Source organism: Zongyangia hominis (assembly GCF_014385095.1).
GTDB lineage: Bacteria > Bacillota > Clostridia > Oscillospirales > Ruminococcaceae > Zongyangia > Zongyangia hominis.
In genome coordinates this window covers 72,148-93,441 of record NZ_JACRTC010000005.1, presented here as the reverse complement: position 1 = coordinate 93,441, position 21,294 = coordinate 72,148, and the positions used below count along the sequence as shown (strand labels likewise).

The window sequence follows — 21,294 nt, the reverse complement described above, 5'->3', positions numbered from 1 at the left end:
AATGCATTGTTGCGTTTGTGCGCCTATTTCCAGTTTTTTTTGTCTTTCGTCCAAGGGACCTCCGGATATAATCCGGAGGTCCCTTCTCCCCTGTTTCCGTATTAAAAACAGGGACACTCATTTTGTGCGCCGTCAAAAACCGCCTGGTTTTTCCCTAACTTTTTGGCCTGGTAGAGGGCCTTGTCGGCCTTGTTGATCATCTCTTTCCATTGGTCGGGGCGCTCCGGCACCGCTGTAAAGACCCCAATGCTGACCGTCACATACCGGTGGGGCTCGGCGGTATCCAACTTGAGCGCCTCCACCGCTTCGCAAAGGCTCCGCCCCTCCTCTAAGGCCTCGGAAGGGCTCAGCCCCATGACAATGCCACAAAACTCCTCCCCGCCGTAGCGCAGAAAATAGCCCTGGGACATCTGCACATTCATGGCCTGTGCCACCAGTCTGAGACAGGTATCCCCCCGCTGATGTCCGAAGCTGTCGTTATAGGTTTTAAAGTCGTCGATGTCCACCATAAACACCGTCAGCGGCTGGCGTAGGCTCTGCGCCTGGGCGCATAGGACAGGCAGGTAGGCTTTGAGGAAACGACGGTTGTAAATCCCCGTCAGATCGTCCCGGTGGACCAACAGTTCCAAGAGTTTATTTTTGTCCTGAATCTGCTGGTTCTGGCGGAGAATTGTCTGATGCTCAGCGAAGGTATAGCGGCCGGCATAATACCGGTAACAGGCGATAAAAAAGGACATGGCCGCCACGGCGGTGGTGCTGATCAGCTGGCCGTAGACGCTGCCGTCGAAAAGGTACTGGCGCCACCAAAGGATGACCAGAATGAGCTGGGGAACGCCGAAAGTGAGCAGCGCTTGGAGGGGTTTGAAATAGATGAGTAGGGAAAGAAAGATGGCCAAGCTTAAATAGGTGGTCACGTTGTCAGAAACCCGCTGATCGTACAGGGTGATGGCCAGGGCCCAGAGCATGGAAAAGGCGGCATAAGCCGTTTGGAGGCGGAGGGTCCGCTCGGGCGGGTAAGAGTGCCGTAGCGCCGCGAAGCGATAGAGCACCAAGGCGCCGGTGACCGACAGCATAATTATATAGAGGCAAAGATAAACTTTGCTGGACGTAGTGGAAAGCGTTCCATGGGTATAGATCAGCGTATAGCAAATATTATAAAGCTGGAAAAGGATTGTCACCAGCATGGCTGTCCAGGTATAGCGCAGCTGGGTTCCTACCTGCATGACGTGGTAGCGCTCCTCATCTTCCGGAGAAAGAGCCACGTCCTGCATCAGTTCTCTGAATTTTCTCATGCTTTTTTCTCCTATCGAATTGAGTGGTGGGATGTAATCGCTTTATCCTCAGTATAGCATAGATCTCTCTGAGATGTCGACGGATTTCTTTGGCGCGGCGTTTTGGACAAGCAAATTTCGCTTTCTCCTCCCGCCGGTCATTCTAAACCATGCCGCAACCCAATATGATAGGTACTAATAGCTGTGAAAGGAGAGAAGCGAATGCCTTCACAAGGATATTTATTTGCCCGCGTCTTTACTTCCGACGCCATGATTCCCGTCGAAGATGCCACTGTAACAGTGACCCAAATATCGCCGGAAGGCCTGGTGGAGCTCCTTGCCGTCTGGCTGACCGACGAAAGCGGCAAAACCGATATGTTGATGGTCCCCACCCCTGACCTGGCCGCAAGTCAGGCCCCATCGGAAGAACAGCCCTTTGCGTCGGTGAACATAACGGCGGAACATCCGTTATATGAACGGATTATCGTGCGCGATGTGCAGGTCTTTCCCAATACGGTATCTGAACAGGAATTACAACTCATCCCATTAAACGAATTCCCCGAGGTCTGGGACCAGACCGAATCCTTTGATGTCCCGCCGCAAAACTTGTAAGGAGGTGTGATCTTTGCCAACCGTAATCCCTTATGTTCCAGAGAATATCACCGTACACCTGGGTACGCCGGCCAGTAATGCCTCCAATGTCACCGTCTCATTTTCCGATTATATTAAAAACGTCGCTTCCAGCGAAATTTATCCCACTTGGAACGAAAGCGCCATTCGGGCCAATATCCTGGCACAGGTTTCCTATGCGTTAAACCGCGTATACACGGAATTTTACCGCAGCCGAGGCTACAATTTTGATATTACCAACACCACCGCCTATGACCAGGCGTATGTCCACGGGCGGAATATCTTCGACGACATCAGCACCCTGGTGGACGAATTGTTTAACGACTACATCCGCCGCCAAGGCTTTGTTGAACCGCTCTTTGCCTCTTTCTGCAACGGCACCACGGTCACCTGTGAAGGGCTCAGTCAATGGGGATCCCAAAGCCTGGCACAGCAAAGCTATAATTCCATTCAAATTTTACGGAATTATTATGGCAACGACATCGAGCTTGTGATCAACGCTCCCATCCGGAACATTACCAACTCTTACCCGGGCACGCCTCTGCGCCAAGGCGACATTGGCCCGAATGTGACCGTCATTCAGACGTCCCTCAACCGCATATCCCAAAATTATCCCGCGATTCCCAAAATCAACCCCGTTGACGGCATCTTCGGTCCGGCCACTGAAACGGCGGTCCGCCGGTTTCAAAGTATATTTGGGCTGGCCGTTGACGGCATTGTGGGCAGAGCCACCTGGTATCAGCTAGTCAAGCTCTATGTCGGCGTCAAACGCTTGGCGGAGCTCAACTCCTTGGGGCAAACCTTTACCGGCATCTCCTGGGCTTATCCCGATGCCATCGTGGAGGGGAACAGCGGGCAAAAGGTCTCCCATTTGCAATATATGCTGTCGGTGCTCTCCCAGTTTAACCCCCAAATTCCGCCCCTTGAAGTCAGCGGCGATTTTGACGCGGCTACGAAAAACTCCGTGATCTCATTCCAGCGCTGGGCCGGGCTGCCGGAGACGGGCGCCGTGGGGGCGACCACCTGGGACGCCATTTATAACGCTTATGCCGGGGTCGCGTCCACCACCCTCAGCCGGGGGGAACTCTTCCCCTTCCAAAACGGCCCTATCCCGGCGGCTACCATCCGGGATTTGCAGCAGCAGCTCAACCTGGTGGCCGACGCGACTCCAGGAATGGCCCGCCCACAGATTTCCGGCCAATGTGGAACTATGACGCGCCGGTCCCTCACCCAGTTCCAAAGCTTCAGCGGACTTCCCGCCAACGGGCAGATCGACGACGCCACCAAACAGGCGTTGGCCGATGACGTGGGGAGTTTGCGCTTTGCCCAGACTTCACGTTTCGCTCAGTTTCCGGGGCAAACTCTTGTCTATGGTATGACGGATAACAGTCAGGAGGTGCAATAATGGCTACCACCATCAATGAATCCATCGGTCAGCCCATCCGGAGCCTGCAAACCATGTTGAGAATCATTTCCCAATATGACAGCGCCGTCAGCGCCGTCATTCCGGACGGCATCTATGCCAATGATACCGTGACATCCGTGTCCTCCTTTCAAAAGCGGCACGGCTTACCCGTGACCGGCGAGGCTGACCACGACACTTGGTACTCCATTGCCGAAGAGCACCGGCGGGCCCTGGTGGAAGTCGGCCCGGCGGAACCGGTCAACCCCATCTTTCAAAAAAGCCAGGTCATCCGCCCCTTGGAGGTCAACGATCACCTCTACATGATCCACGGGATGCTGCTGGCCATAGGAGAGCACTATCCCACCTTGCCCCGAGTTTCCTGCAACAATGTCCACGACGAGGCTTCCATCGCCGCCGCCCGTTGGCTGCAGGTGCGGGCGGGCATCGAGCCCGTGGGGGATATTAACCGCTCCACCTGGCGGTATCTGGCCCGGCTCTACCGCATCACCATCGGCGACGGCACCAGGCGGGTGTAGGCTTCCATCCGTTTTGCGGCATTGTTTATGATAGGCTCAACTCCTAAAAGAAAAGACAGCCGGCAAATGCCGGCTGTCTTTTTCTCTCAACTTCTCGGACTATTTTTGTCCCATCGGCTGCAACATTCCCGTTGTGTTATCCTTTGCTGCACCGCACTAAGATCCGCTTGCTGCGGTCAAAATTACAGGTGATGAGCGTGACGTCCCATTGCCCATCCAAAAGCCCCTGGGTATCGTCGGCATCGATCTGATTTTGCCGAAAATGGAAGGTTTTTGCACTTTTTCTTTGTCACATGCATTTTTTTGTATCATCCTGAAAGATCATCGGCTGTTGAGCGTCAGGACACAAAAAAGCCAGCCCCAAAGGGGCTGGCTTTCTCTTTTGGTGCCGCAGAACAGACTTGAACTGTCACGCTGTTGCCAGCGAGGGATTTTAAGTCCCTTGCGTCTGCCGATTCCGCCACTGCGGCAAAAACTCTTGCGGGCTGTCCGCTCCATTATTATACCCACCGCGGGTGCAATTGTCAACAGCGCCGCCCCGGCACAGCCTTTCTTTTCTAGCTGTGCCGGCGCGCTGTCTGCACCATACGCTCCTGCTTTTGGCCTGATTCTTATAACATCCGGTCGATCTCTTCCCGGCGGGGCATGGACGGCGCGGTCCCCTTCTTGGTTACCGAAAGGGCGCCCACCACGTTGCCGAACTCCACGGCCGCAAAGATGTCCTTTTCTTCCGAAAGGGCCGTGACAAAGCCCCCGTTGAAGGCGTCCCCCGCGCCGGTGGTGTCCACCGCTTTGACGCTGCGGGATTTGACAAACCGGGCCTCTTCCCCCTGCATGACAAAGACGCCCGCTTTGCCCATGGTGATGACCACCGCGCCCACGCCCTTCTGGAAGAAGACCCGGGCGGCCCGGGTGGCGGACTCCATATCCACCACCTCCTTTATGCCGGTCAGGATGGCGGCCTCCACCTCGTTGGGGGTGACCACATCCACCTTGCAAAGAATGCTTTCGTCGATTTCCATGGCGGGTGCGGGGTTAAGCACCACCCGCACACCGGCCGCGTGGGCGATGTCGATAATCTTATAAAGGGCGTCCAGGTTGATTTCAAATTGGAGCAGCAGGATTTCCGCCTGCTCTATGTAGGGCCGCGCCTTCTCGATGTCGCTGTCGGTGATGTTGCCGCAGGCGCCGCTTGTCACCAAAATAGAGTTTTGCCCGGTGATCTCGTCCACCATGATGAGCGCTGAACCCGTCTCCTTCTCCTTGTCGATGAACACCATATCGGTGTCCATACCTTCCTTCATGTAGAAGTCGATGGCCTCCCGGCCAAAGACGTCGTCCCCCACCTTGGTGATGATTTTCATGTCCGCGCCGGCCCGATGGGCGGCGACCGCCTGGTTGGAGCCCTTGCCGCCCGGTCCCATTTTGAAGGAGGAGCCGATGACCGTCTCCCCCGGAACGGGCAGATGCCCCGCCCATCCGGTCAAGTCGGTGACATAACTGCCAAATACCACAATTTTTCCCATGATCTTCTTCCTTTCTTTATTGCATCAATTTCCTTTCGTGATCGGAAAATCAGAAAGTCGGTGTTGGGATGTTCCATTTGAGAGGCAGTCTTTCCATGATCGACGCACAGACACGTCAACTTAGGCTCCCCAAATCAAAGGGCTGATAGGTGTGGGTAAAGGTGTCCACATCAAAAATGAGGACAATTTTGTCATATTCATCGAGGGCTAGATCCTCAGGCAATTCCATGATGCGCGCCGTGTTGACAATAGTGATGTCCTGATAGTGGAGCTGGAGAAATTCGCCCAACTTATAGGCGTTGTCGTCCCCCAGGATGAGGAGCTTTTCTTTATAGGGACTCTCCTCCATGTGAATTTTGGTCATGATCTGCCCCGCGCCCAGATAGACCATATCCGGGTTGTCGGTATCGAGCCACTGGGTCAGATAGGGCGTATCGCTCTGCGCCACCCCGTCGGCGCCGTAGACCTTGATCTGATACTCCCGCCCGTACCGGGTATAGTGATAGAGGCTGATGCGGTCGGGCTGGATATTGCGGAAGTCTGTCAGCGGATAGAGGGGGCCGAAGTAGTCCGAGCGCACATGCTCCACATCGAAGGACTCGATATTGCGACGGTAGTGGCCCATCTTTTCGATCATGGCCCCATACACCACATAGGCCCCGCCGATGGTGAGCCGGTCGTCGGTGCGGTAGTAGAGATACTCCTCCCTCCGGGCAAAGAGGGCCGAGTAGGCGTCGATGGTCCGGATATTCTCCCCCACCTGGTTATAGACGTTGTCGATGATGTTTTTTTGGTTGACGCTGACGGCGTACTTGGGGATTTCCTCCTGGTTGATGGCGGCGGAGGTGGGGAGCAGCACCAGGAAAGCGTCCGCCCTTTTGCCGGAAACAAACTGGTTGAGGGCGCTGATATTGGCGTTTAATTTCTCCTCGTTGGGTTCCTCCATATCCTTAATGAGCCGGTTTTTGCCGATATAGACGCCGTTTTCCTCCCGGACGCCGGTGTAGTATTTCAGGGTGGTCTTGGTCTGGGAGAGCAGCTCATTTTTGGCAAACTGCCCGCTGACGTAATTGCCAAGCTCAGTCATGTAGCTGTGGTCGGCGAGGGTTTCCCAGGTAGGCAGGGGCATATCCCGCCAGAAGCGGTTGGTGCCCATGACCACATAGGTGGGCAGTACGAACATCATAATGAGCAGGATAATCGCCGCGATTCTCTTCGGTTTCATGAAGCACACCGCCCTTTCTTGGAAGTAAAATAGATTATCGGATGAGGTAGGCCGTCGTGACGACCAGAATCAGCACGTTGACCACGATGATGATGAGGTTAACCAGGTAGCTTTTGGAGCGGGAAAATTTGGAGGCCAGGCGGCTGAAGAGATCGGAGCAGAAGATAACGCCCACAATCAGCGCCGCGTAGTTGGTGGTCAGGATATAGATGATCTGTTGGTTATAAAGCTCCATGCCGCCGCCAAGCCCCACAAGATACCCCAGCATCTTCCTAGCTTCCAGCGGGGAGCCGGTCATGGCGAGCAGCATAAAGACGCCGATGGCCGCCATGACGCCCAGGTGAGCCAGCACCGACGGAGGCTTTAGCTGCCGCTTGGCCGAGGCTGCATTCCAGCGCTCGTAACACAGCAGCCCTGTGAGCAACACGGCTCCCAGCGCCAGGTTGACGCTTGCCTTATAAAAGGCGCAGATGATGCACAGCGCCAAAAAAAGGGCCGCCGCTTTCAGCCAGGGGGAGCGAAGGCGCGATTGAAGCGGATCGAAGACATAGTGCTCCACATACTCCTGGAGGCTGTTGTTAAAGCGGTTTAAAAAGCTGGTGACGGTCTTGGCCATGTAAGGGTGGTGAAACCCCGACCGGACATTGAAGCCGAACACCATACAAAGCCCCGCCCCCATTTCCAGATAGCCGCAGTAGAAAAAGTAAATCCACATGATCTTGGAAAGGAAGTAAATCCAGCAGGAGAGGGTGCTCTGGTTGTAGACGGGCAGTTGGGCGATCATCTCCAAGACCCGGGTGATGCCGTCGGCGATGAGCACCTTTTTGGCGAGGCCCTGGATGAAGAGGATGAGCCCGTCGCACATCAGGCTCAGCGAAGCCTTGCGGTGACCCAAGTCATATTCCATCTGCCCGTACCGGGTCAGCGGCCCGTAGTAGAGGCGGGGAAACATCATGGCGTAGGCGAGCATGTTGACGGGGTTTTTCTGCGCCTTGGCCCGCTCCCGGTAGATGTCGTAGACATAGCTGAGTGACAACAGGCTCACTACCACCGAGCCCAGCGGCAGAATGAAGTGAAACATATCCCGGTAGACGATCATGACGATCACCGTGGTCAGATCCTTGGCCGCCGCCACGCAGAGGATAAACCGGCAAAGGATGTTTTTATCCCGGTTTTTCTCGATGACCCGGCCAGCCATATAGTCAATCAGACAGGAGGCGATGAGCAGCGGCGTAAACAGGATGTCCAGCGACAAAAACACCACCAGGGACAATAAAAGCAGCACCGTATTTCTGCCCTTTGCCGGCACCAGATAGTACACGATGAGCGAGACGGGCAAAAAGAGATAGATAAACAGTAGGCTGTCCGGCTGCATGCTCTCCCCCCTTCCGATTTTCTTTCTTCTTTAAAAAAGCTCTTCGATGAGCGTACGGTAGCCCTCGTAATCCATCAGGGCGTTGAGCACCTGCAAAAGCCCGTTGGCCGACAGATGCTCCGGCAGCCCCAGCCTCTCGATGAGGCGCTTTCTCCTGACCCCGGCGTCGGGAGCGCCGGTTAAACCGTCCGCAAAAAAGTCGGTCTTGGTGATGGGCCGTCCCTTTTCCCGGGGGCTTCCCTCTTCGCAGAGGACCCCGGCCCGAGTGAGGGCTCTGAGAATCTCCGCCTGGGAGACCCCCTCCACCCCCAGCTTGCCCTCTTTGGAGGGCTTTTCCTTCCGGCTTTCTTTGCCGAAGATGTCGGAAATGTAGGCGTGGCGGACCTTATTGGGATTGACGGCGCCCGCGATATAGTGGCGTATTTTAAAGCCCGCCGCGTCCGAGTCGGTGAGGATCACCAGCCCCGTCTTGTCCGCCAGGGCCCGCAGCAGGGCCAGCGTTTCCTTGTCGGTGAAGATGCGAAAGCCGTCCACGGCGATGATGGTGGCATTCAAAAGGGAGGCGAGCTTGATTTTATCGTACTTTCCCTCCACGACCACCGTTTCCTTGAGACTGATCAAACTTTTCTCTCCCTCTGCCGGCACAAAAAGATCTCCATGACCGCCTGTTCCAGCATGATATTGCGGTCCCCCTTGGCGCTTTTGAGCTTTTCGTCGGTGCGGCTGAGGACCTCGAGAATCTCAAAGAGGGTCGTCTTTGTAAAGCGGGAGCTGTCCCGCACCGCGTTTCGCACCCGGAAATCCCGGCCCTTGTAGTCAAAGTGTTCCAAAATGTCCTTCTGCTCCTTGCGGCTCACCGCAGCCACCTTGGCCCGGTAGAGGTCCACAAAGGCCATGGAAAGCGCCCCGCACACGCTCACCGGTTCCTCCCGCTGGTCCTGCAGCTCCCTCAAAACCTCCACCGCCTTGACCACGTCCCCGGCCACAATAGCCCGGGACAAATCGAAGACCGAGGCTTCCAGCTGCTTGGCCGTCAGCTTTTCGATGACCTGCCGGGTGATTTCCCCCGACTTCTGATAGGCGGTGAGCTTTCGCATCTCGGTGGACAGGGTGGTCATGTCTTCCCCCACCCGGCTGATGAGGAGGCTTGCGTTTTGGGAGGAGAGCTCGCACCCGCGGGCGGTAGCTTTCTCCCTGACAAAACGGACAAGGTCCGCGGTGCGGCGCTTCTCGAAGGAACAGACACAGCCCACCTTCCCCGCGAGCTCGATGAGCGCCTTGTGCTTGGCGGACTTTTTGGGGGAGCCCTCCACGTTCATCATGGAAATGATGAGCACCGTGTCGGGCGGCAGCTCGGAGAGGATGGCTTTGAGGCGGTCAAAGTCGGTTTTCACCATCTTTTCGAGCTCCAAATCCTCGATGAGCACACAGTTTTTCTCGCTGAGGAACGGGAGGGTGGACGCCGCCTGTTCCAATTCGTCCAGACTGAGCCCCTTGCCGGAAAACCGGTGGAAGTTAAAGGTCTCCTGCCCCTTGGTCACCGCCCGGCTGATTAACCGCCGCACGCACAGGGCCTTGAGATAGGCTTCCTCCCCGTAAATATAGTAAATCCCGCACAGCGGCTCCTTTTTGATGTGGGCCGCGATGTCGTTTTCTCTGGTCAGCGTCATGCCTCTCCCCCCTTTCCACAGGTTTCTTTGTTATAAGATGGCGCCCCGCTCGTTTACCATCAGATCCCAACCGCCCCGGGTCAGCACGTCGACGCGGTCGCAACCGTCGAAGGTAACGACCTTCGCGCCCTGGGAGAGCATGGCGTTCATGGCGCTCCTCTGGAAGGCGCTCTCCATGACGATGCCATAGCGGGCCGCGATCATCTGCGGGTTTTCGCTCTTTCCCTCACACAGCCACACGTCGGGCGCCGTCCGCTGAATGGGAAGGGTCGCCATGTCCACTTCCCCCTCGGTCATAAGCAGGGAGAAGCCGCCAATCTGGAAGGTGGTGGCGGTGCCGGTGGAAAAATGGAGCGTTTCTATCGAAGCGCCGTCAAGGCCCGCCCGCATGCTCCCCTTCCGGTAGACCTTACAACCGGTGGGCAGCATGGGCTCCAGCTTGTCCATCGGGGTTTCTTCGTCCACCATCACGGCGCCGATGTCATATTCCTGGAAGACCTCCGCATAGCACTGGTAGTCGCCTTGCACAAAGAGAAGGTCAATTTTTCCGGTGACCGGCAGGGAGATCTGTCCCTTCCAGGGCTCCCCGATGGGACAGACCACGACGCCCTCCTCCATCCTGGCAACCAGACAGGGGGATCTCTCTCCGCCGTAGACTTGGATGCCCGTGACGCCCCGCATGAGGACCGCGTTGGAAATGGCGCCCACCAGAAAGAGCCCGGCGCACAGGAGCACGCCCACCCGCAGCCGCAGCCGGTCCCGTTTCAGATAGCAAAATCCCATCACCGCCATGGCGAAGAGCATCCAGATGACCACATAGGGCGCGTCCGCCGTGATAGACAAAAAGTCAAAGTGGGCGGACAGACGCACAATGCCGATGGTGAGCTTGGCGGCCAGCCCCGCGAAAAAGGCAAAGGGCGCCGCCGCGGCCAAAGAGGCCATCCCGATGAGGGCCGTCAAAAAGCCGCCGATGACAATGACCGGCATGAGCGGGGTGAGAAGCAAGCTGACGATGGGGGCCATCAGGCCCACCATGCCGAAGTAAAGGAGCAGCAGCGGCAGGAGGAAGAGATTCACCCCCACCGACAGTCCGATGCCGTCGGCCGCCCAGCGCAGGACCCGGTATTTGCGCAGCGCCGGGTGAAGCCCCAGCATCCACTCCCGCACCTTGGGACAGACGGTCAAAATCGCGAGGGTCGCAAACGCCGACAACTGGAGGGAAACGCTGGCCGCCCCGAAGGGATTGGGCGCTAAAATTAGGAGGACGGCCAGACCCAGGGCGTTGAGTGCGTCCGACTTTCTGCCGATGGCCCGGGCCAGATAGTAGACGAGGAGCATGATGCCCGCCCGGGTGGCGGTGACGGAAAAGCCCAGCACCGCCAGGTAGAGCAGCACGAAGACGCCGGCCATGAGATAGGGCATCCAGTAGGGCAGAAAGCGCAGCTTGCGCAGAAAATAGAGGGCCATCGCGCCCAAAATGGCCATATGCAGCCCGGAGATGGCGAGGAAATGGGTGACGCCGCTGCGGCGAAAGAGATCATAGAGCCCGTTTTCGCTGACGCCCATTCGCTCGCCGGTGACCATGGCGCTCACCAGCGTCCCCTCCTCCCCCGGCAGCGCCCGGGTGATGTTCTCGTCCATCTTCTGGCGGAACTTGAGGAAGTAGTAGGGCAGCGGCTTTTTCTCCAGCGGCGTGTAAATTACATCCGATTCCACATAGCCCCGCAGATAGATTCCCTCCGCCCGGTAGGAGGGACGGTCCGCCAGCCCAAAGGTGGTGCGAAACTCAAGCGGGTCATAGGCGTCCACATCCAGCATCTTCCGGCTGACGATCTCCACCCGCAGCTTTTGGGGCGCGCCCTCCACCTCCACGGCGGAGGTTTCCATCAAATAGCGGTAGGAACCGCTGGAAAGTCGCGCCGGCGTATCCACAATCCGGGCGGTAATCTCAGCCTGCATGCCGTCGAGGGCGGCGGCCGGCGCGTAGACCAATCGCTGCTGCAAAAAGAGGGCGCCGGTGGAGAGGGCCGCTGTGAAAAGAACAAGCAGCACCGTCCGTTTGGCGTCAAAGAGTTTCGTCAGCCAGAGCGCCGCGCCCAGAATGAAGCAGGTCAAACTCACCATCAAATTGACCGACATGCTCAAATAGCAAGCGACCGCCTGCGTGATCAGATAAGTAAATCCCAGCACGGCAAGCGGTCGTTTCATTTTCGTATCCTCCAGCGGTCAATTGTAAAAAGTCGGTCCGGCGGACGGCTCATCAGCCGGGAGGCCAGGCCAGTTGTCTGCCCGCCAAAACGTGAAAGTGCAGGTGGCCCACGGTCTGTCCGCCGTCCACTCCGCAGTTATTGACGATGCGGTAGCCCCCCTTCAGGTCCAGCTCCTTGGCAATCTTGGCGATCACCGCGAAGACGTGGGCCACAATGGAACTGTTTTCCGGCGTGATTTCATCGGCGCACGCGATGTGCTCCTTGGGTATCACCAGAAAATGCACCGGCGCCTTGGGGTCGATGTCGTGAAAGGCAAGCACCCGGTCATCTTCATAGATTTTGTTGGAGGGGATTTCTCCCGCCGCGATTTTGCAAAACAGGCAATCCATGGGACAAGCCTCCTTTCGGTACTCTCAGTATAGCATAAATCCGAAAAATTTTCGATTATTTCCCGAGCATTTTTTCCAGAATGGCGGGCACAGCCGCGATGGCTTCGTCCATCTTGAAGATGTCTTTGACCCCCGCCATGGCGCTGTCGGGACGTCCGCCGCCGTTGCCGCCGGCGATCTGGGCCACCTCTTTGATGAGCTTGCCCGCGTGGACGCCCATCTTCACCGCTTCCTTGCCGCAGGCGGCGCAGATGTTGCCCTTGCCATCGCTACTGGTGGCCAGCACCGCCACGATATTGGGGAATTTTTCCTTGATGGTGTCGCACATGGCTCTCACCGTCTCCGCCTTCATGTTGGAGAAGGTGGCCCCCACCACCCGCACGCCGCAGACCTCTTTGGCGTTCTTCATTAATTCCTCCGCCTTGCCGTAAGCCATCTTCTGACTGAGCGCCTCGAGCTCTTTTTCCTTTTCCTTGAGCTCCGCCGCCACCGCGTGGGTCCGGCCCACCAGATCGGAGGGATTGGCGAGCTTCAGATTCTCGGCGGACTTGACGATCACTTGATTGGCGTCATCAAGCAGATGGAGGACGCCAAGGCCGGTGGTCGCCTCGATGCGACGCACGCCTGCGGCCACGGAGGACTCGGAGATGATCTTAAACAGTCCCGCCTTGGCGGTGTTGTCCAGATGGGTGCCGCCGCAGAACTCGATGGAATAGCCGTCCATGTTGACCACCCGGACCGTGTCGCCGTATTTCTCTCCAAAAAGGGCCATGGCCCCCATCTTCTTGGCTTCTTCGATGGGCATCTCCTTGACGCAGATGGGGAGGCCCGCCAGAATTTTCTCGTTGACTTCCTTTTCCACCGCGGCGATCTCCTCGGGCGTCATGGCCGCGAAGTGGGAGAAGTCGAAGCGCAGGCGCTCGTCGTCCACATAGGAGCCCGCCTGGTGGACATGGTCGCCCAGCACGTCCCGCAGCGCCGCTTGCAGCAGATGGCAGCAACTGTGGTTTCTCATGATGGCCTGACGCCGTTTCTCGTCGATGGCGGCGTTCACCTTGTCGTTTACCGCTAAGCAGCCCGACTCCATCTTTCCGATGTGCATAAACTGCCCCGACGGGCTCTTCTTGCAGTCGGTGACTTTAAAGACCGACGTGCCGTCGACAATGGCGCCGGTGTCCCCCACCTGGCCGCCGCTCTCGGCATAGAACGGGGTCTTATCCAGTACGATGACCGCCTCGTCCCCCTCGGTGATGCTGTCCGCGGTCTCGCCGTCCTTGACGATGGCCACAATCTTCGCTTGCGCCTTGGGCTGGACATAGCCCACAAACTCGTCCTCCACGTCCACGTCCTTGAGGCTGTCGTCCTTCCAGCCCACCGTGTCCTTGGAGAAATGGGCCTCTCTGGCCTTTCTCTTTTGCTCCTCCATCAGTTTGACAAATCCCTCTTCGTCCAGGCCGATGGCCTTCTCCGCGATGATCTCACGGGTCAGGTCGATGGGGAAGCCGAAGGTGTCGTAGAGCTTAAACGCCTGCTCGCCGGAGAGGATGGCTCCCTCCATGTTGCTTTCGAGCTTGTCGATCATTTCGGAAAGCAGCTCCATGCCCTGGTCGATGGTCTTGGAGAAGCGCTCTTCCTCCACCCGGACCACCTTTTTGATGTATTCGCTGTTCTGTTTGAGTTCCGGATAGGCCGTCTCATTTTCCTGGATGACGGTGTCCACCACCTGATAGAGGAAGGGCCCCTTGATGCCCAGCAGCTTGCCGTGGCGGGCGGCCCGGCGCAGCAGGCGGCGCAGGACATAGCCCCGGCCCTCGTTTTGAGGAACGACGCCGTCGCCGATCATGAAGGTGGTGGAGCGGATGTGGTCGGTGATGACCCGCAGAGAAACGTCGGTCTTCTCGTCCACGCCGTATTCCACTCCTGCGATCTGGCGGATGTGCTTCATGATGTTCTGGACGGTGTCTACCTCAAAGAGGTTGTCCACCCCCTGCATGATGCAGGCCAGACGCTCGAGCCCCATGCCGGTGTCGATGTTGGGGTGTTCCAGGGGGGTGTAGTGGTCGTTGCCGTCGCCGTTAAACTGGGAGAAGACCAGGTTCCAGAACTCCACGAACCGGTCGCAGTCGCAGCCCACGCCGCAGGTGGGGCTGCCGCAGCCGAACTCCTCGCCTCTATCGAAGTAGATTTCGGAGCAGGGGCCGCAGGGGCCGGAGCCGATCTCCCAGAAGTTGTCCTCTTTGCCCAGGCGCACGATGCGCCCGGGGTCCACGCCTACCTCATTGACCCAGATATCCTTGGTTTCCTCATCGTTTTCGTAGATGGAAACCCAAATCCGGTCCACCGGCAGCTCCAGGACCTCGGTGATAAACTCCCAGGCCCATTTGGTGGCTTCGTGCTTAAAGTAGTCGCCGAAGGAGAAGTTTCCCAACATCTCAAAATAGGTGCCGTGGCGGCTGGTCTTGCCCACCCGCTCGATGTCGGGGGTGCGGATGCACTTCTGGCAGGTAGTGACCCGTTTGCTGGGCGGGGTGGCCTGGCCCAAAAACCACTTCTTCATGGGCGCCATGCCGGAGTTGATGAGCAATAAGCTCTTGTCGTCGATGGGCACCAGCGGGAAGCTGGGCAGACGGGTATGGCCCTTGCTCTCGAAAAATGTCAGGAATTTCTCTCTGAGTTCATTGAGTCCTGTCCACTGCATAATCAGTTCAACCTCTTTCTATGTTTTCACTGGGCTAAGAAGGCGTGCTGTCCTCCTGCCAAATTTCCCTTGCGGATAGAAGGATGGCGGAAAAATAAAAAAGCCTTCCTCCCATGAAGCATCTGCTTCTCTGGGACGAAAGCCTCTGGTTTCCGTGGTACCACCCAAATTGCGGAACATGTCCGCCACTCGTCTTCCCTTAACGCGGGGGACGGCGCGGCTTTTGACTGCCGCGCAGCTCGGGGACGGCGTCCTATCTCCCCTTGGGCGGAACCTTCCAGCAAAGCGGCGGACCGCTCTGGTTCCTTCTCTGGTGCCGGGATCAGACAGGTGATTCCCTTCGGTGCTTTTTCGCTCGACACTTTCGGCCGTATTCCTGCGATTTCTTATCAATTATACTGTCTTTGCGCCCTGTTGTCAACGAAAAACCGAAGGGAATGCCCTTTAGCCGCGAAACCACTGCCCGATGTCCTCGAACACCTCGAGAATTTTAAATTTAAACTCGTATTTGGGCTTGTTGGAGATGATTTCGGCGCCGTCTTCCCCGATGACCGATTCCACCTTCTTCTCGCTCTCCGCCGCTGGGATGCAAAGGGGCGGGAACATGACGCACCACCAGTTTTTACCGGCGGCCTCTCCGATTTTCACCCGCACCGCGTCGTAGTGACCCGCCGGGAGGGTGAAATTTTCATACTCCCGGGTGGTGAAGTACTCGTTTTGAAAGGTAACGTTCACATCGTAGTCGTAGCCGTTTTCATCGATGACCTGGCGGGCGGCGGTCTCGATGGCGGGCAGACTCTCCTGCACCCGTTTCGCGGCGTCCTGCTTGTCGCCGGCGTTTAGGAAAATCTGCTCGGTTTCCTCCAGTACCCGGTCCCGGACCCGGAGCTTGAGGGCCTGGTCGGCGTCGGTGTCCGAATTTGCCAGCACATGCAGGCGGATGACGTCCTGTCTGATCTGTCCGCAAGCCCCGGCAAAGGAGCAAAAAGAGGTCAGGAGTATCGTAAGTATCAGACCAATGGCCAAGGATAATTCCACTCTGTTTGTTTTCATCGCTATTTCCGTCCTTCGCTTCTCGAAAGTCAAACGTTTGCAAGGAGAATATGGGCCAAATGGATTTTTCCTATACAGCAGGGAGGAACTTTTTTCCATCTACGCGGAATGGACCGCGGTCCCAAGGATTACGCGGATGCGCTACCGGTCCGCGCAGCGCCACCGGGCCGCGCATTGCTCCGGTGCCACGCGACACGGTCCCACACATCACTCCGGTTTACGCATCACCACAGCCCACGTGTGCCACCGGTCCCACGGCGAATGACTCCGCCCGAGCGTGCCTGCGGCATGGGCACCGGCGCGTCAAAAAAAGAGCGGCCCAAAAGGCCGCTCTTTTTATTTCATGGTCCGTGCCCAGAAAACCGAGTCGTCCGCTCTCCGCCATGGAAGGCGATGTGCCGGGTCCCGCATCCCGTGCCGGCAACTTTATTTCTTCAAGTATTTCTGCCGGGCCTTGTCCAGCTTCTCGGGGGACGCCTCGGTGATCTCATACCAACCCCGCTTTTTCATGTCGTCGAAGATTTCCTGTTCAATCTGGTGTTCCTCGTTGAGGATGCCCAGTACGTCCGACTTGTAGTTCATGTGTTCGCACTCGTTGGCCCCGGCATTGTAGAGCGTGGTGATATATTTCTGGGAGGAGAGCGCGTCGCTCATCCTGTCCCGGTCGCTCATGCCCGTCTGATCTGATCGGTTCATGCCCATCGCCTCCTAATTCTGCAAATTCTTTGCCAGCTTTTCATAGTGGTTGAGGTGGGCCGCGGCGATCTGTTCGCATTTGGCCTTGATCTGCGGGTCGCTGGTAGCCTGAGCATAAGCCTTATATTTTTTTGCCAATACCTCTTCGTAGCCGAGCTGGTCCTCCAGCATGTTGAGTTCCTTTTCGCTGAGCTGTGCCATAAACTCCACTCCTTCTGGTAAAAATGATGTTCTTATTGTGTCCGGATTTTTTCCCGTTAGCCGCGAAAAGAAAAAGCAGCCGTCTGACGCGGCTGCTTTTTATATGCGTGCGTTTATTTCATTTTGATGCCGGTGTCCACAAAGCCGTCGTAGAGCTTGTCCAGATAGTCGAAGGCCATACTGGTGCCCCGGGCCACGCAATGGATGGGGTCGTCGGCGATCCGCGCCTGGATGCGGGTCTTCTCGGTGAGCAGGGTGTCCAGCCCGTGGAGCAGAGAGCCGCCGCCGGTGAGCACCATGCCGTTTTCGAAGACGTCGCCCACCAGCTCGGGCGGCGTGCGCTCGATGACCTGCTGGGCGGCGTGGACGATCTCGTCGATGGGGTCCTTGATCGCGCCGTAAATCTCCTTCCAGCCCACGGTGATCTGCTGGGGCAGTCCGGTGAGTAAGTTGCGCCCCCTGACGAGCACCTCTTTGTCGTCCTCCCTGGGATAAGCGCAGCCCACCTCGGTCTTGATCTGCCGGGCGGTCTGCTCCCCAATGAGGAGGCTGTGGAAGTCCTTCATGTGCTTGATGATCATGTCGTCTAGCTTGTTCCCCGCCACCTTGATGGAGTGCTTGGTGACGATGCCGTTGAGAGAGAGCACCGCGATGTCGGTGGTGCCGCCGCCCACGTCCACGATCATAGTGCCGTTGGGATGGGTGATGTCGAGCCCCGCGCCCAGCGCCGCCGCCACCGGCTCCTCAATCAGATAGACCTTTCTGGCCCCGGCGGAAACGGCGGAATCCACCACCGCCCGAGACTCCACGCCGGTGATCTGGGAGGGGACGCACAGACAGACCCGGGGCTTCAAAATGCTGCCGCCAAAGACCTTTTGCAGGAAAAACTTGATCATCACCTCGGTGGCCGAATAGTCGGAGATGACCCCGTCGCTCATGGGCTTGATCACTTCCAGCCGGTCGGGCGCTTTGCCCAGCATCTTGTAGGCTTCCTCGCCCACCGCCACGACTTCCTCCGTCTTGCGTTTAACCGCCACCACCGACGGCTCGCTGAGCACCGCGCCCTCGTCTTTGCAGTAGATGATGACGGTGGTGGTGCCCAGATCAATTCCAATATCCATTGACGACATAGTAGCTCCCCCTATTCCATGGCCAAACTGGCCCTCATTTCAAAAATATATCTATCATAGCAAGGGCTGTAGTCCCCCGCTTTAGTTTTTGCATTCAGCGTTTCGTCCCGCTCGGCCGTTGATGACGCCCAGGGCCTAGAGCGCGTCCGGTACCCGTCGTTTTTTGGCACGGCCGCCAATGAAAGCCTCACGCTATTTTCGCGCATTGGCCATAGCGCCCAGGGCGGTTTTCCCCACATGGTTTAGTGGAGATGCCATAAAACACAATTATAAGTAGTTTCCCCCAAGATTGCAAGTCTATGGCAGTTGACCGGCAAACAACGCCCTTTTATTTTTCGCGTTCCCAGAGGGTGGCGCAGGCCGTCACGCAATAGACGCCTTTGGCCCCCGCGCTTTTTAATGCCTTGGCGCACTCCTCCGCCGTGGAGCCGGTGGTGAGGACGTCGTCGATGAGGAGCACCGTCTTGCCGGCGAGAGTCACGCCCTTCCCAGGAGTGAAAGCGTCCCGCAGATTCTGACGCCGCTCGGCGCCCGTCAGTCCCCGCTGGCGTCTGGTTTCCCTGACTTTTGAAAGCGCTTTTTCCCGACAGGGCACGCCCAGACGCCGGGAAAGCTCCCGGGCCAGCAGGGCGCTGTGGTTATACTCCCGCTCCCGGCGCTCCAAGCGGTGCATGGGCACGGGAACCAAAAGGTCAAAGCGCTCCCCCGGGAAGGCCTCTCTGACCCGTCCGGCCATAAGCTGCGCCAAGGGGGCGGCCAGGTGCCGCTGGCCGTAGTATTTGAACTGATGAATGAGGTGCCGGGCTTGTCCGGTGTAGTAAAGGGGCGCCGCCGCTCCGTCAAAAGCAAAATGTTCCAGCCCACAATGGCAGTTTTGCCGGTCCCGTCCGCAAAAGGGGCAGATGTTGGATCCGATGCGTGGAAGCTTCACCCGGCAAAGCTCGCAGAGCTCCTCTTCTTGGGCGATGACCTTGTCACATAGGGCGCACCTCTTGCAAAACAAAACCGTGAGCAGCCGCTCGAGCATGGCAAACCCTCCTTACCCCTCCTGCTGCTCCATCTCCCAAAGGATAAACTCCTTGAGCCCCGAGTAGCGGAGCGTTTTTTTGTTGTTGTCCACCATATACTGGACGGCGCGGCGGGGTCCCACGATGATGAGCAGCTTTTTGGCCCGGGTCACCGCGGTATAGAAGAGGTTGCGGTAGTAAAGCCGCCGGGAGGGGTGCATCAGCGGCAGAATCACCGCCTCGAACTCGCTGCCCTGGCTCTTGTGGACCGTCACTGCGTAGGCGAGCTCCAATTCGTTGGCCCCGTCGAAGGAGTAGGCGCACTGCCTGTCCTCAAATCGCACCTGCATCATCCGGGCCGGGCGGTCGATGGACAGGATTTCGCCGATGTCGCCGTTATAGACGCCGCTGCCGTGCTCGCCGTTATCCCGGGTCCAGGTCATGTCGTAGTTATTGCGAATCTGCATCACCTTGTCCCCTTGGCGGTAGGTGACGCCGTTAAAAACAAACTCCGCCTTCTCCGGGTGGGGCGGGTTGAGGGCCTCCTGCAAACGGCGGTTGAGCTCCATGGTGCCAAGCTCTCCCTTGCGGGAGGGGGTGAGCACCTGGATGTCCCAAAGCGGCGAAAAGCCGTAGGTGCCCGGGAGCCGCCGGGCGCATAAGTCGGCCACCATCTGGGCGGTCTTGGGGTAGCTATAGCTTTCCATAAAGAAAAAGTCGTTGTCCCTGGTCTGGATGTCGGGCTGTTCCCCGCCCACGATGGCGTGGGCATTGGTGACGATGAGGCTCTCGGCCGCCTGGCGGAAGATTTCGTCCAGGCGCACCATGGGCACGCAGTCGCTATCGATGAGGCTTTTGAGGACATTGCCCGCCCCCACCGAGGGGAGCTGGTCGCTGTCCCCCACCAAAATGAGCCGGGCGGAGAGCTTCATGGCCCGCAAGAGGGACTCAAAGAGCAGGGTGTCCACCATGGACATCTCGTCGATGATGACCACGTCGGCTTTGAGGGGATTGCGCTCCCCCCGCTTAAACTTGACCGAGCTCCGGGCGGCGGAGGGGTCGGTAAAATCCACCTCCAAGAGCCGGTGGATGGTCTTGGCCTCCCGGCCGGTGAGCTCGGTCAGCCGCTTGGCCGCCCGTCCGGTGGGCGCGGCCAAAGCCACCGTGTCCCCCTGCTCTTCAAACAGGTCGATGATGGCGTTGAGGGTGGTGGTCTTGCCGGTGCCCGGTCCGCCGGTCAGGATGAAGACGCCGCTCACCAGGGCCTGGGCGATGGCCTTTTTCTGCCGGGCGGCGTATTGGATGCCCTTTTGCAGTTCCAGTTTGGCGATGGGGGCGTCCATCTTCTTTTCCGGCGTTGTGAGTAAGCGCATATTCATGACAATCCGCCCGGCGATGTACCGCTCCGCTCCATAGAGCTCGGGCAGATAGAGAAAGCTTTTGCCCTCGATGACTTCCTCGATGAGCTCGTTTTCCTCCAAGGAGAGCGCCAGAGCGCTGTCCACTTCCTCGCTACCCACGTCCAAGAGCGCCGCCGCCGCGGGGAGGAGCTTATCCTTGGGCAAACAGGTGTGGCCGTTTTGCAGGTTGTGGGAGAGGACATACTGAATCCCCGCCCGGATGCGGAGGGTGTCGTCGGAGTGAAAGTCTAAACTCCGGGCGATCTCGTCAGCGTCGGCAAATTCGAGGCCGATGTCGTAGGCGCACAGCAGATAGGGGTTTTCCTTGATGACGTCCACCCCGGCCCCGCCCCACTTCTTCCAGATTTTCACCGCCACCATGGGAGCGATGCCGTAGCGGCTGAGGAACATCATGACGCTGCGCACTCCGAAGACCCGGCTCAGCTCCTGGCGGATGACCGCGATCTTTTTGGGGGTGAGGCCCCGGATCTCCTCCATCCGCTGGGGCTCGGACTCCATGATGTCCAGGGTCTCATCGCCGAAGGCGTCCACCAAGCGCTTGGCAATCACCGGGCCGATGCCCTTGATGGCCCCGGAGCTGAGATATTTATAGATGGCGTTGGCGGTGGCCGGGAGGCTGCGCTCGCACAGGGAAACTTTAAACTGAAGGCCGTAGGTGGGGTGGGAGGCGTACTCCCCCACCAGCCGCAGTTCCTCCCCCTCGCTGACCTCCACCATCTCGCCGACCACGGTGACAAGCTCCTCGCCGGTATTCAGTTCCAGCACCGTGAAGCCCGTCTCCTCGCTGGAAAAGACGATGTGCTCCACCGAGCCCTGCAAGGTCACCATTTCCCGCTGCTGCATCCTCTTCC

General features: G+C 58.0%; 18 protein-coding genes and 1 tRNA gene. 3 read left to right on the top strand and 16 right to left on the bottom strand.

Annotated elements, in window-relative coordinates; translation table 11 throughout:
• Positions 1-101: 101 nt before the first annotated feature.
• Positions 102-1,292, bottom strand: a complete 1,191-nt coding sequence (locus tag H8709_RS08185) for a GGDEF domain-containing protein (RefSeq protein ID WP_262397890.1) — start codon at positions 1,290-1,292, stop codon at positions 102-104.
• A gap of 201 nt (positions 1,293-1,493) precedes the next feature.
• Here H8709_RS08185 and H8709_RS08180 point away from each other — a divergent pair, with 201 nt between their 5' ends.
• Genes H8709_RS08180 through H8709_RS08170 form a run of 3 tightly spaced genes read left to right on the top strand, consistent with a single transcriptional unit; the run spans position 1,494 to position 3,842 of the window.
• Positions 1,494-1,883 carry a spore cortex-lytic protein gene (locus H8709_RS08180; protein ID WP_262397889.1) on the top strand — a complete coding sequence of 130 codons (390 nt, stop codon included), beginning with the start codon at positions 1,494-1,496 and terminating at the stop codon, positions 1,881-1,883.
• A gap of 13 nt (positions 1,884-1,896) precedes the next feature.
• Entirely contained in the window at positions 1,897-3,306 is a 1,410-nt protein-coding gene (locus H8709_RS08175; RefSeq protein ID WP_262397888.1) for a peptidoglycan-binding protein, read from the top strand.
• On the top strand, positions 3,306-3,842 hold the full coding sequence (locus H8709_RS08170) for a peptidoglycan-binding domain-containing protein (RefSeq protein WP_262397887.1): 537 nt from the start codon (positions 3,306-3,308) through the stop codon (positions 3,840-3,842). The genes H8709_RS08175 and H8709_RS08170 overlap by 1 nt, the downstream gene beginning before the upstream one ends.
• A 383-nt stretch (positions 3,843-4,225) precedes the next feature.
• Here H8709_RS08170 and H8709_RS08165 read toward each other — a convergent pair.
• The 15 genes from H8709_RS08165 to recD2 form a co-directional block, all read right to left on the bottom strand.
• A tRNA-Leu gene (locus H8709_RS08165) sits at positions 4,226-4,312 on the bottom strand.
• A 141-nt stretch (positions 4,313-4,453) separates the two neighbouring features.
• Positions 4,454-5,368 carry a ribokinase gene (gene rbsK / locus H8709_RS08160; protein WP_262397886.1) on the bottom strand — a complete coding sequence of 305 codons (915 nt, stop codon included), beginning with the start codon at positions 5,366-5,368 and terminating at the stop codon, positions 4,454-4,456.
• A 115-nt stretch (positions 5,369-5,483) separates the two neighbouring features.
• Positions 5,484-6,593, bottom strand: a complete 1,110-nt coding sequence (locus H8709_RS08155) for a DHHW family protein (RefSeq protein WP_262397885.1) — start codon at positions 6,591-6,593, stop codon at positions 5,484-5,486.
• A gap of 34 nt (positions 6,594-6,627) precedes the next feature.
• Positions 6,628-7,968 (bottom strand): hypothetical protein, encoded by a 1,341-nt coding sequence (locus H8709_RS08150; RefSeq protein WP_262397884.1) that lies wholly within the window; start codon positions 7,966-7,968, stop codon positions 6,628-6,630.
• 30 nt (positions 7,969-7,998) lie between these two features.
• The gene (locus H8709_RS08145; RefSeq protein WP_262397883.1) at positions 7,999-8,589 is read right to left on the bottom strand and encodes a toprim domain-containing protein; all 591 of its coding nucleotides are present in this window, start codon (positions 8,587-8,589) and stop codon (positions 7,999-8,001) included.
• A complete protein-coding gene (gene holA, locus H8709_RS08140) occupies positions 8,586-9,638 on the bottom strand; it encodes a DNA polymerase III subunit delta (RefSeq protein ID WP_262397882.1) in 1,053 nt (350 codons plus the stop codon). The genes H8709_RS08145 and holA overlap by 4 nt, the downstream gene beginning before the upstream one ends.
• A 30-nt stretch (positions 9,639-9,668) precedes the next feature.
• Positions 9,669-11,846, bottom strand: coding sequence for a ComEC/Rec2 family competence protein (locus H8709_RS08135; protein ID WP_262397881.1), 2,178 nt, complete (start codon positions 11,844-11,846; stop codon positions 9,669-9,671).
• A gap of 52 nt (positions 11,847-11,898) precedes the next feature.
• On the bottom strand, positions 11,899-12,237 hold the full coding sequence (locus H8709_RS08130; protein ID WP_262397880.1) for a histidine triad nucleotide-binding protein: 339 nt from the start codon (positions 12,235-12,237) through the stop codon (positions 11,899-11,901).
• Positions 12,238-12,292: 55 nt separating this feature from the next.
• Positions 12,293-14,935: an alanine--tRNA ligase gene (gene alaS / locus H8709_RS08125; protein WP_262397879.1), complete on the bottom strand. Its 2,643-nt coding sequence runs from the start codon at positions 14,933-14,935 to the stop codon at positions 12,293-12,295.
• Between the two features lie 444 nt (positions 14,936-15,379).
• Positions 15,380-15,988 carry a stage II sporulation protein R gene (spoIIR, locus tag H8709_RS08120; protein ID WP_262397878.1) on the bottom strand — a complete coding sequence of 203 codons (609 nt, stop codon included), beginning with the start codon at positions 15,986-15,988 and terminating at the stop codon, positions 15,380-15,382.
• Positions 15,989-16,414: 426 nt separating this feature from the next.
• Positions 16,415-16,684 (bottom strand): spore coat protein, encoded by a 270-nt coding sequence (locus H8709_RS08115; protein ID WP_262397877.1) that lies wholly within the window; start codon positions 16,682-16,684, stop codon positions 16,415-16,417.
• Positions 16,685-16,696: 12 nt separating this feature from the next.
• Positions 16,697-16,885, bottom strand: coding sequence for a spore coat protein (locus H8709_RS08110; protein WP_262397876.1), 189 nt, complete (start codon positions 16,883-16,885; stop codon positions 16,697-16,699).
• Between the two features lie 113 nt (positions 16,886-16,998).
• Positions 16,999-18,006 carry a rod shape-determining protein gene (gene mreB / locus H8709_RS08105; RefSeq protein WP_316248753.1) on the bottom strand — a complete coding sequence of 336 codons (1,008 nt, stop codon included), beginning with the start codon at positions 18,004-18,006 and terminating at the stop codon, positions 16,999-17,001.
• A gap of 337 nt (positions 18,007-18,343) precedes the next feature.
• Positions 18,344-19,042 carry a ComF family protein gene (locus H8709_RS08100; protein ID WP_262397874.1) on the bottom strand — a complete coding sequence of 233 codons (699 nt, stop codon included), beginning with the start codon at positions 19,040-19,042 and terminating at the stop codon, positions 18,344-18,346.
• 12 nt (positions 19,043-19,054) lie between these two features.
• Complete coding sequence (gene recD2 / locus H8709_RS08095) at positions 19,055-21,286, bottom strand: SF1B family DNA helicase RecD2 (RefSeq protein WP_262397873.1); 2,232 nt, start codon at positions 21,284-21,286, stop codon at positions 19,055-19,057.
• Positions 21,287-21,294: the final 8 nt, after the last annotated feature.

Bases quoted from the DNA above. Each gene is read 5' to 3' on its own strand.
- H8709_RS08150 (WP_262397884.1), bottom strand. From the start codon at position 7,968: ATGCAGCCGGACAGCCTACTGTTTATCTATCTCTTTTTGCCCGTCTCG.
- H8709_RS08155 (WP_262397885.1), bottom strand. From the start codon at position 6,593: ATGAAACCGAAGAGAATCGCGGCGATTATCCTGCTCATTATGATGTTC.
- holA (WP_262397882.1), bottom strand. From the start codon at position 9,638: ATGACGCTGACCAGAGAAAACGACATCGCGGCCCACATCAAAAAGGAG.
- spoIIR (WP_262397878.1), bottom strand. From the start codon at position 15,988: ATGAAAACAAACAGAGTGGAATTATCCTTGGCCATTGGTCTGATACTT.
- H8709_RS08180 (WP_262397889.1), top strand. From the start codon at position 1,494: ATGCCTTCACAAGGATATTTATTTGCCCGCGTCTTTACTTCCGACGCC.
- recD2 (WP_262397873.1), bottom strand. From the start codon at position 21,286: ATGCAGCAGCGGGAAATGGTGACCTTGCAGGGCTCGGTGGAGCACATC.
- H8709_RS08110 (WP_262397876.1), bottom strand. From the start codon at position 16,885: ATGGCACAGCTCAGCGAAAAGGAACTCAACATGCTGGAGGACCAGCTC.
- H8709_RS08185 (WP_262397890.1), bottom strand. From the start codon at position 1,292: ATGAGAAAATTCAGAGAACTGATGCAGGACGTGGCTCTTTCTCCGGAA.
- H8709_RS08115 (WP_262397877.1), bottom strand. From the start codon at position 16,684: ATGAACCGATCAGATCAGACGGGCATGAGCGACCGGGACAGGATGAGC.
- H8709_RS08100 (WP_262397874.1), bottom strand. From the start codon at position 19,042: ATGCTCGAGCGGCTGCTCACGGTTTTGTTTTGCAAGAGGTGCGCCCTA.
- alaS (WP_262397879.1), bottom strand. From the start codon at position 14,935: ATGCAGTGGACAGGACTCAATGAACTCAGAGAGAAATTCCTGACATTT.
- rbsK (WP_262397886.1), bottom strand. From the start codon at position 5,368: ATGGGAAAAATTGTGGTATTTGGCAGTTATGTCACCGACTTGACCGGA.
- H8709_RS08135 (WP_262397881.1), bottom strand. From the start codon at position 11,846: ATGAAACGACCGCTTGCCGTGCTGGGATTTACTTATCTGATCACGCAG.
- H8709_RS08170 (WP_262397887.1), top strand. From the start codon at position 3,306: ATGGCTACCACCATCAATGAATCCATCGGTCAGCCCATCCGGAGCCTG.
- H8709_RS08130 (WP_262397880.1), bottom strand. From the start codon at position 12,237: ATGGATTGCCTGTTTTGCAAAATCGCGGCGGGAGAAATCCCCTCCAAC.
- mreB (WP_316248753.1), bottom strand. From the start codon at position 18,006: ATGGATATTGGAATTGATCTGGGCACCACCACCGTCATCATCTACTGC.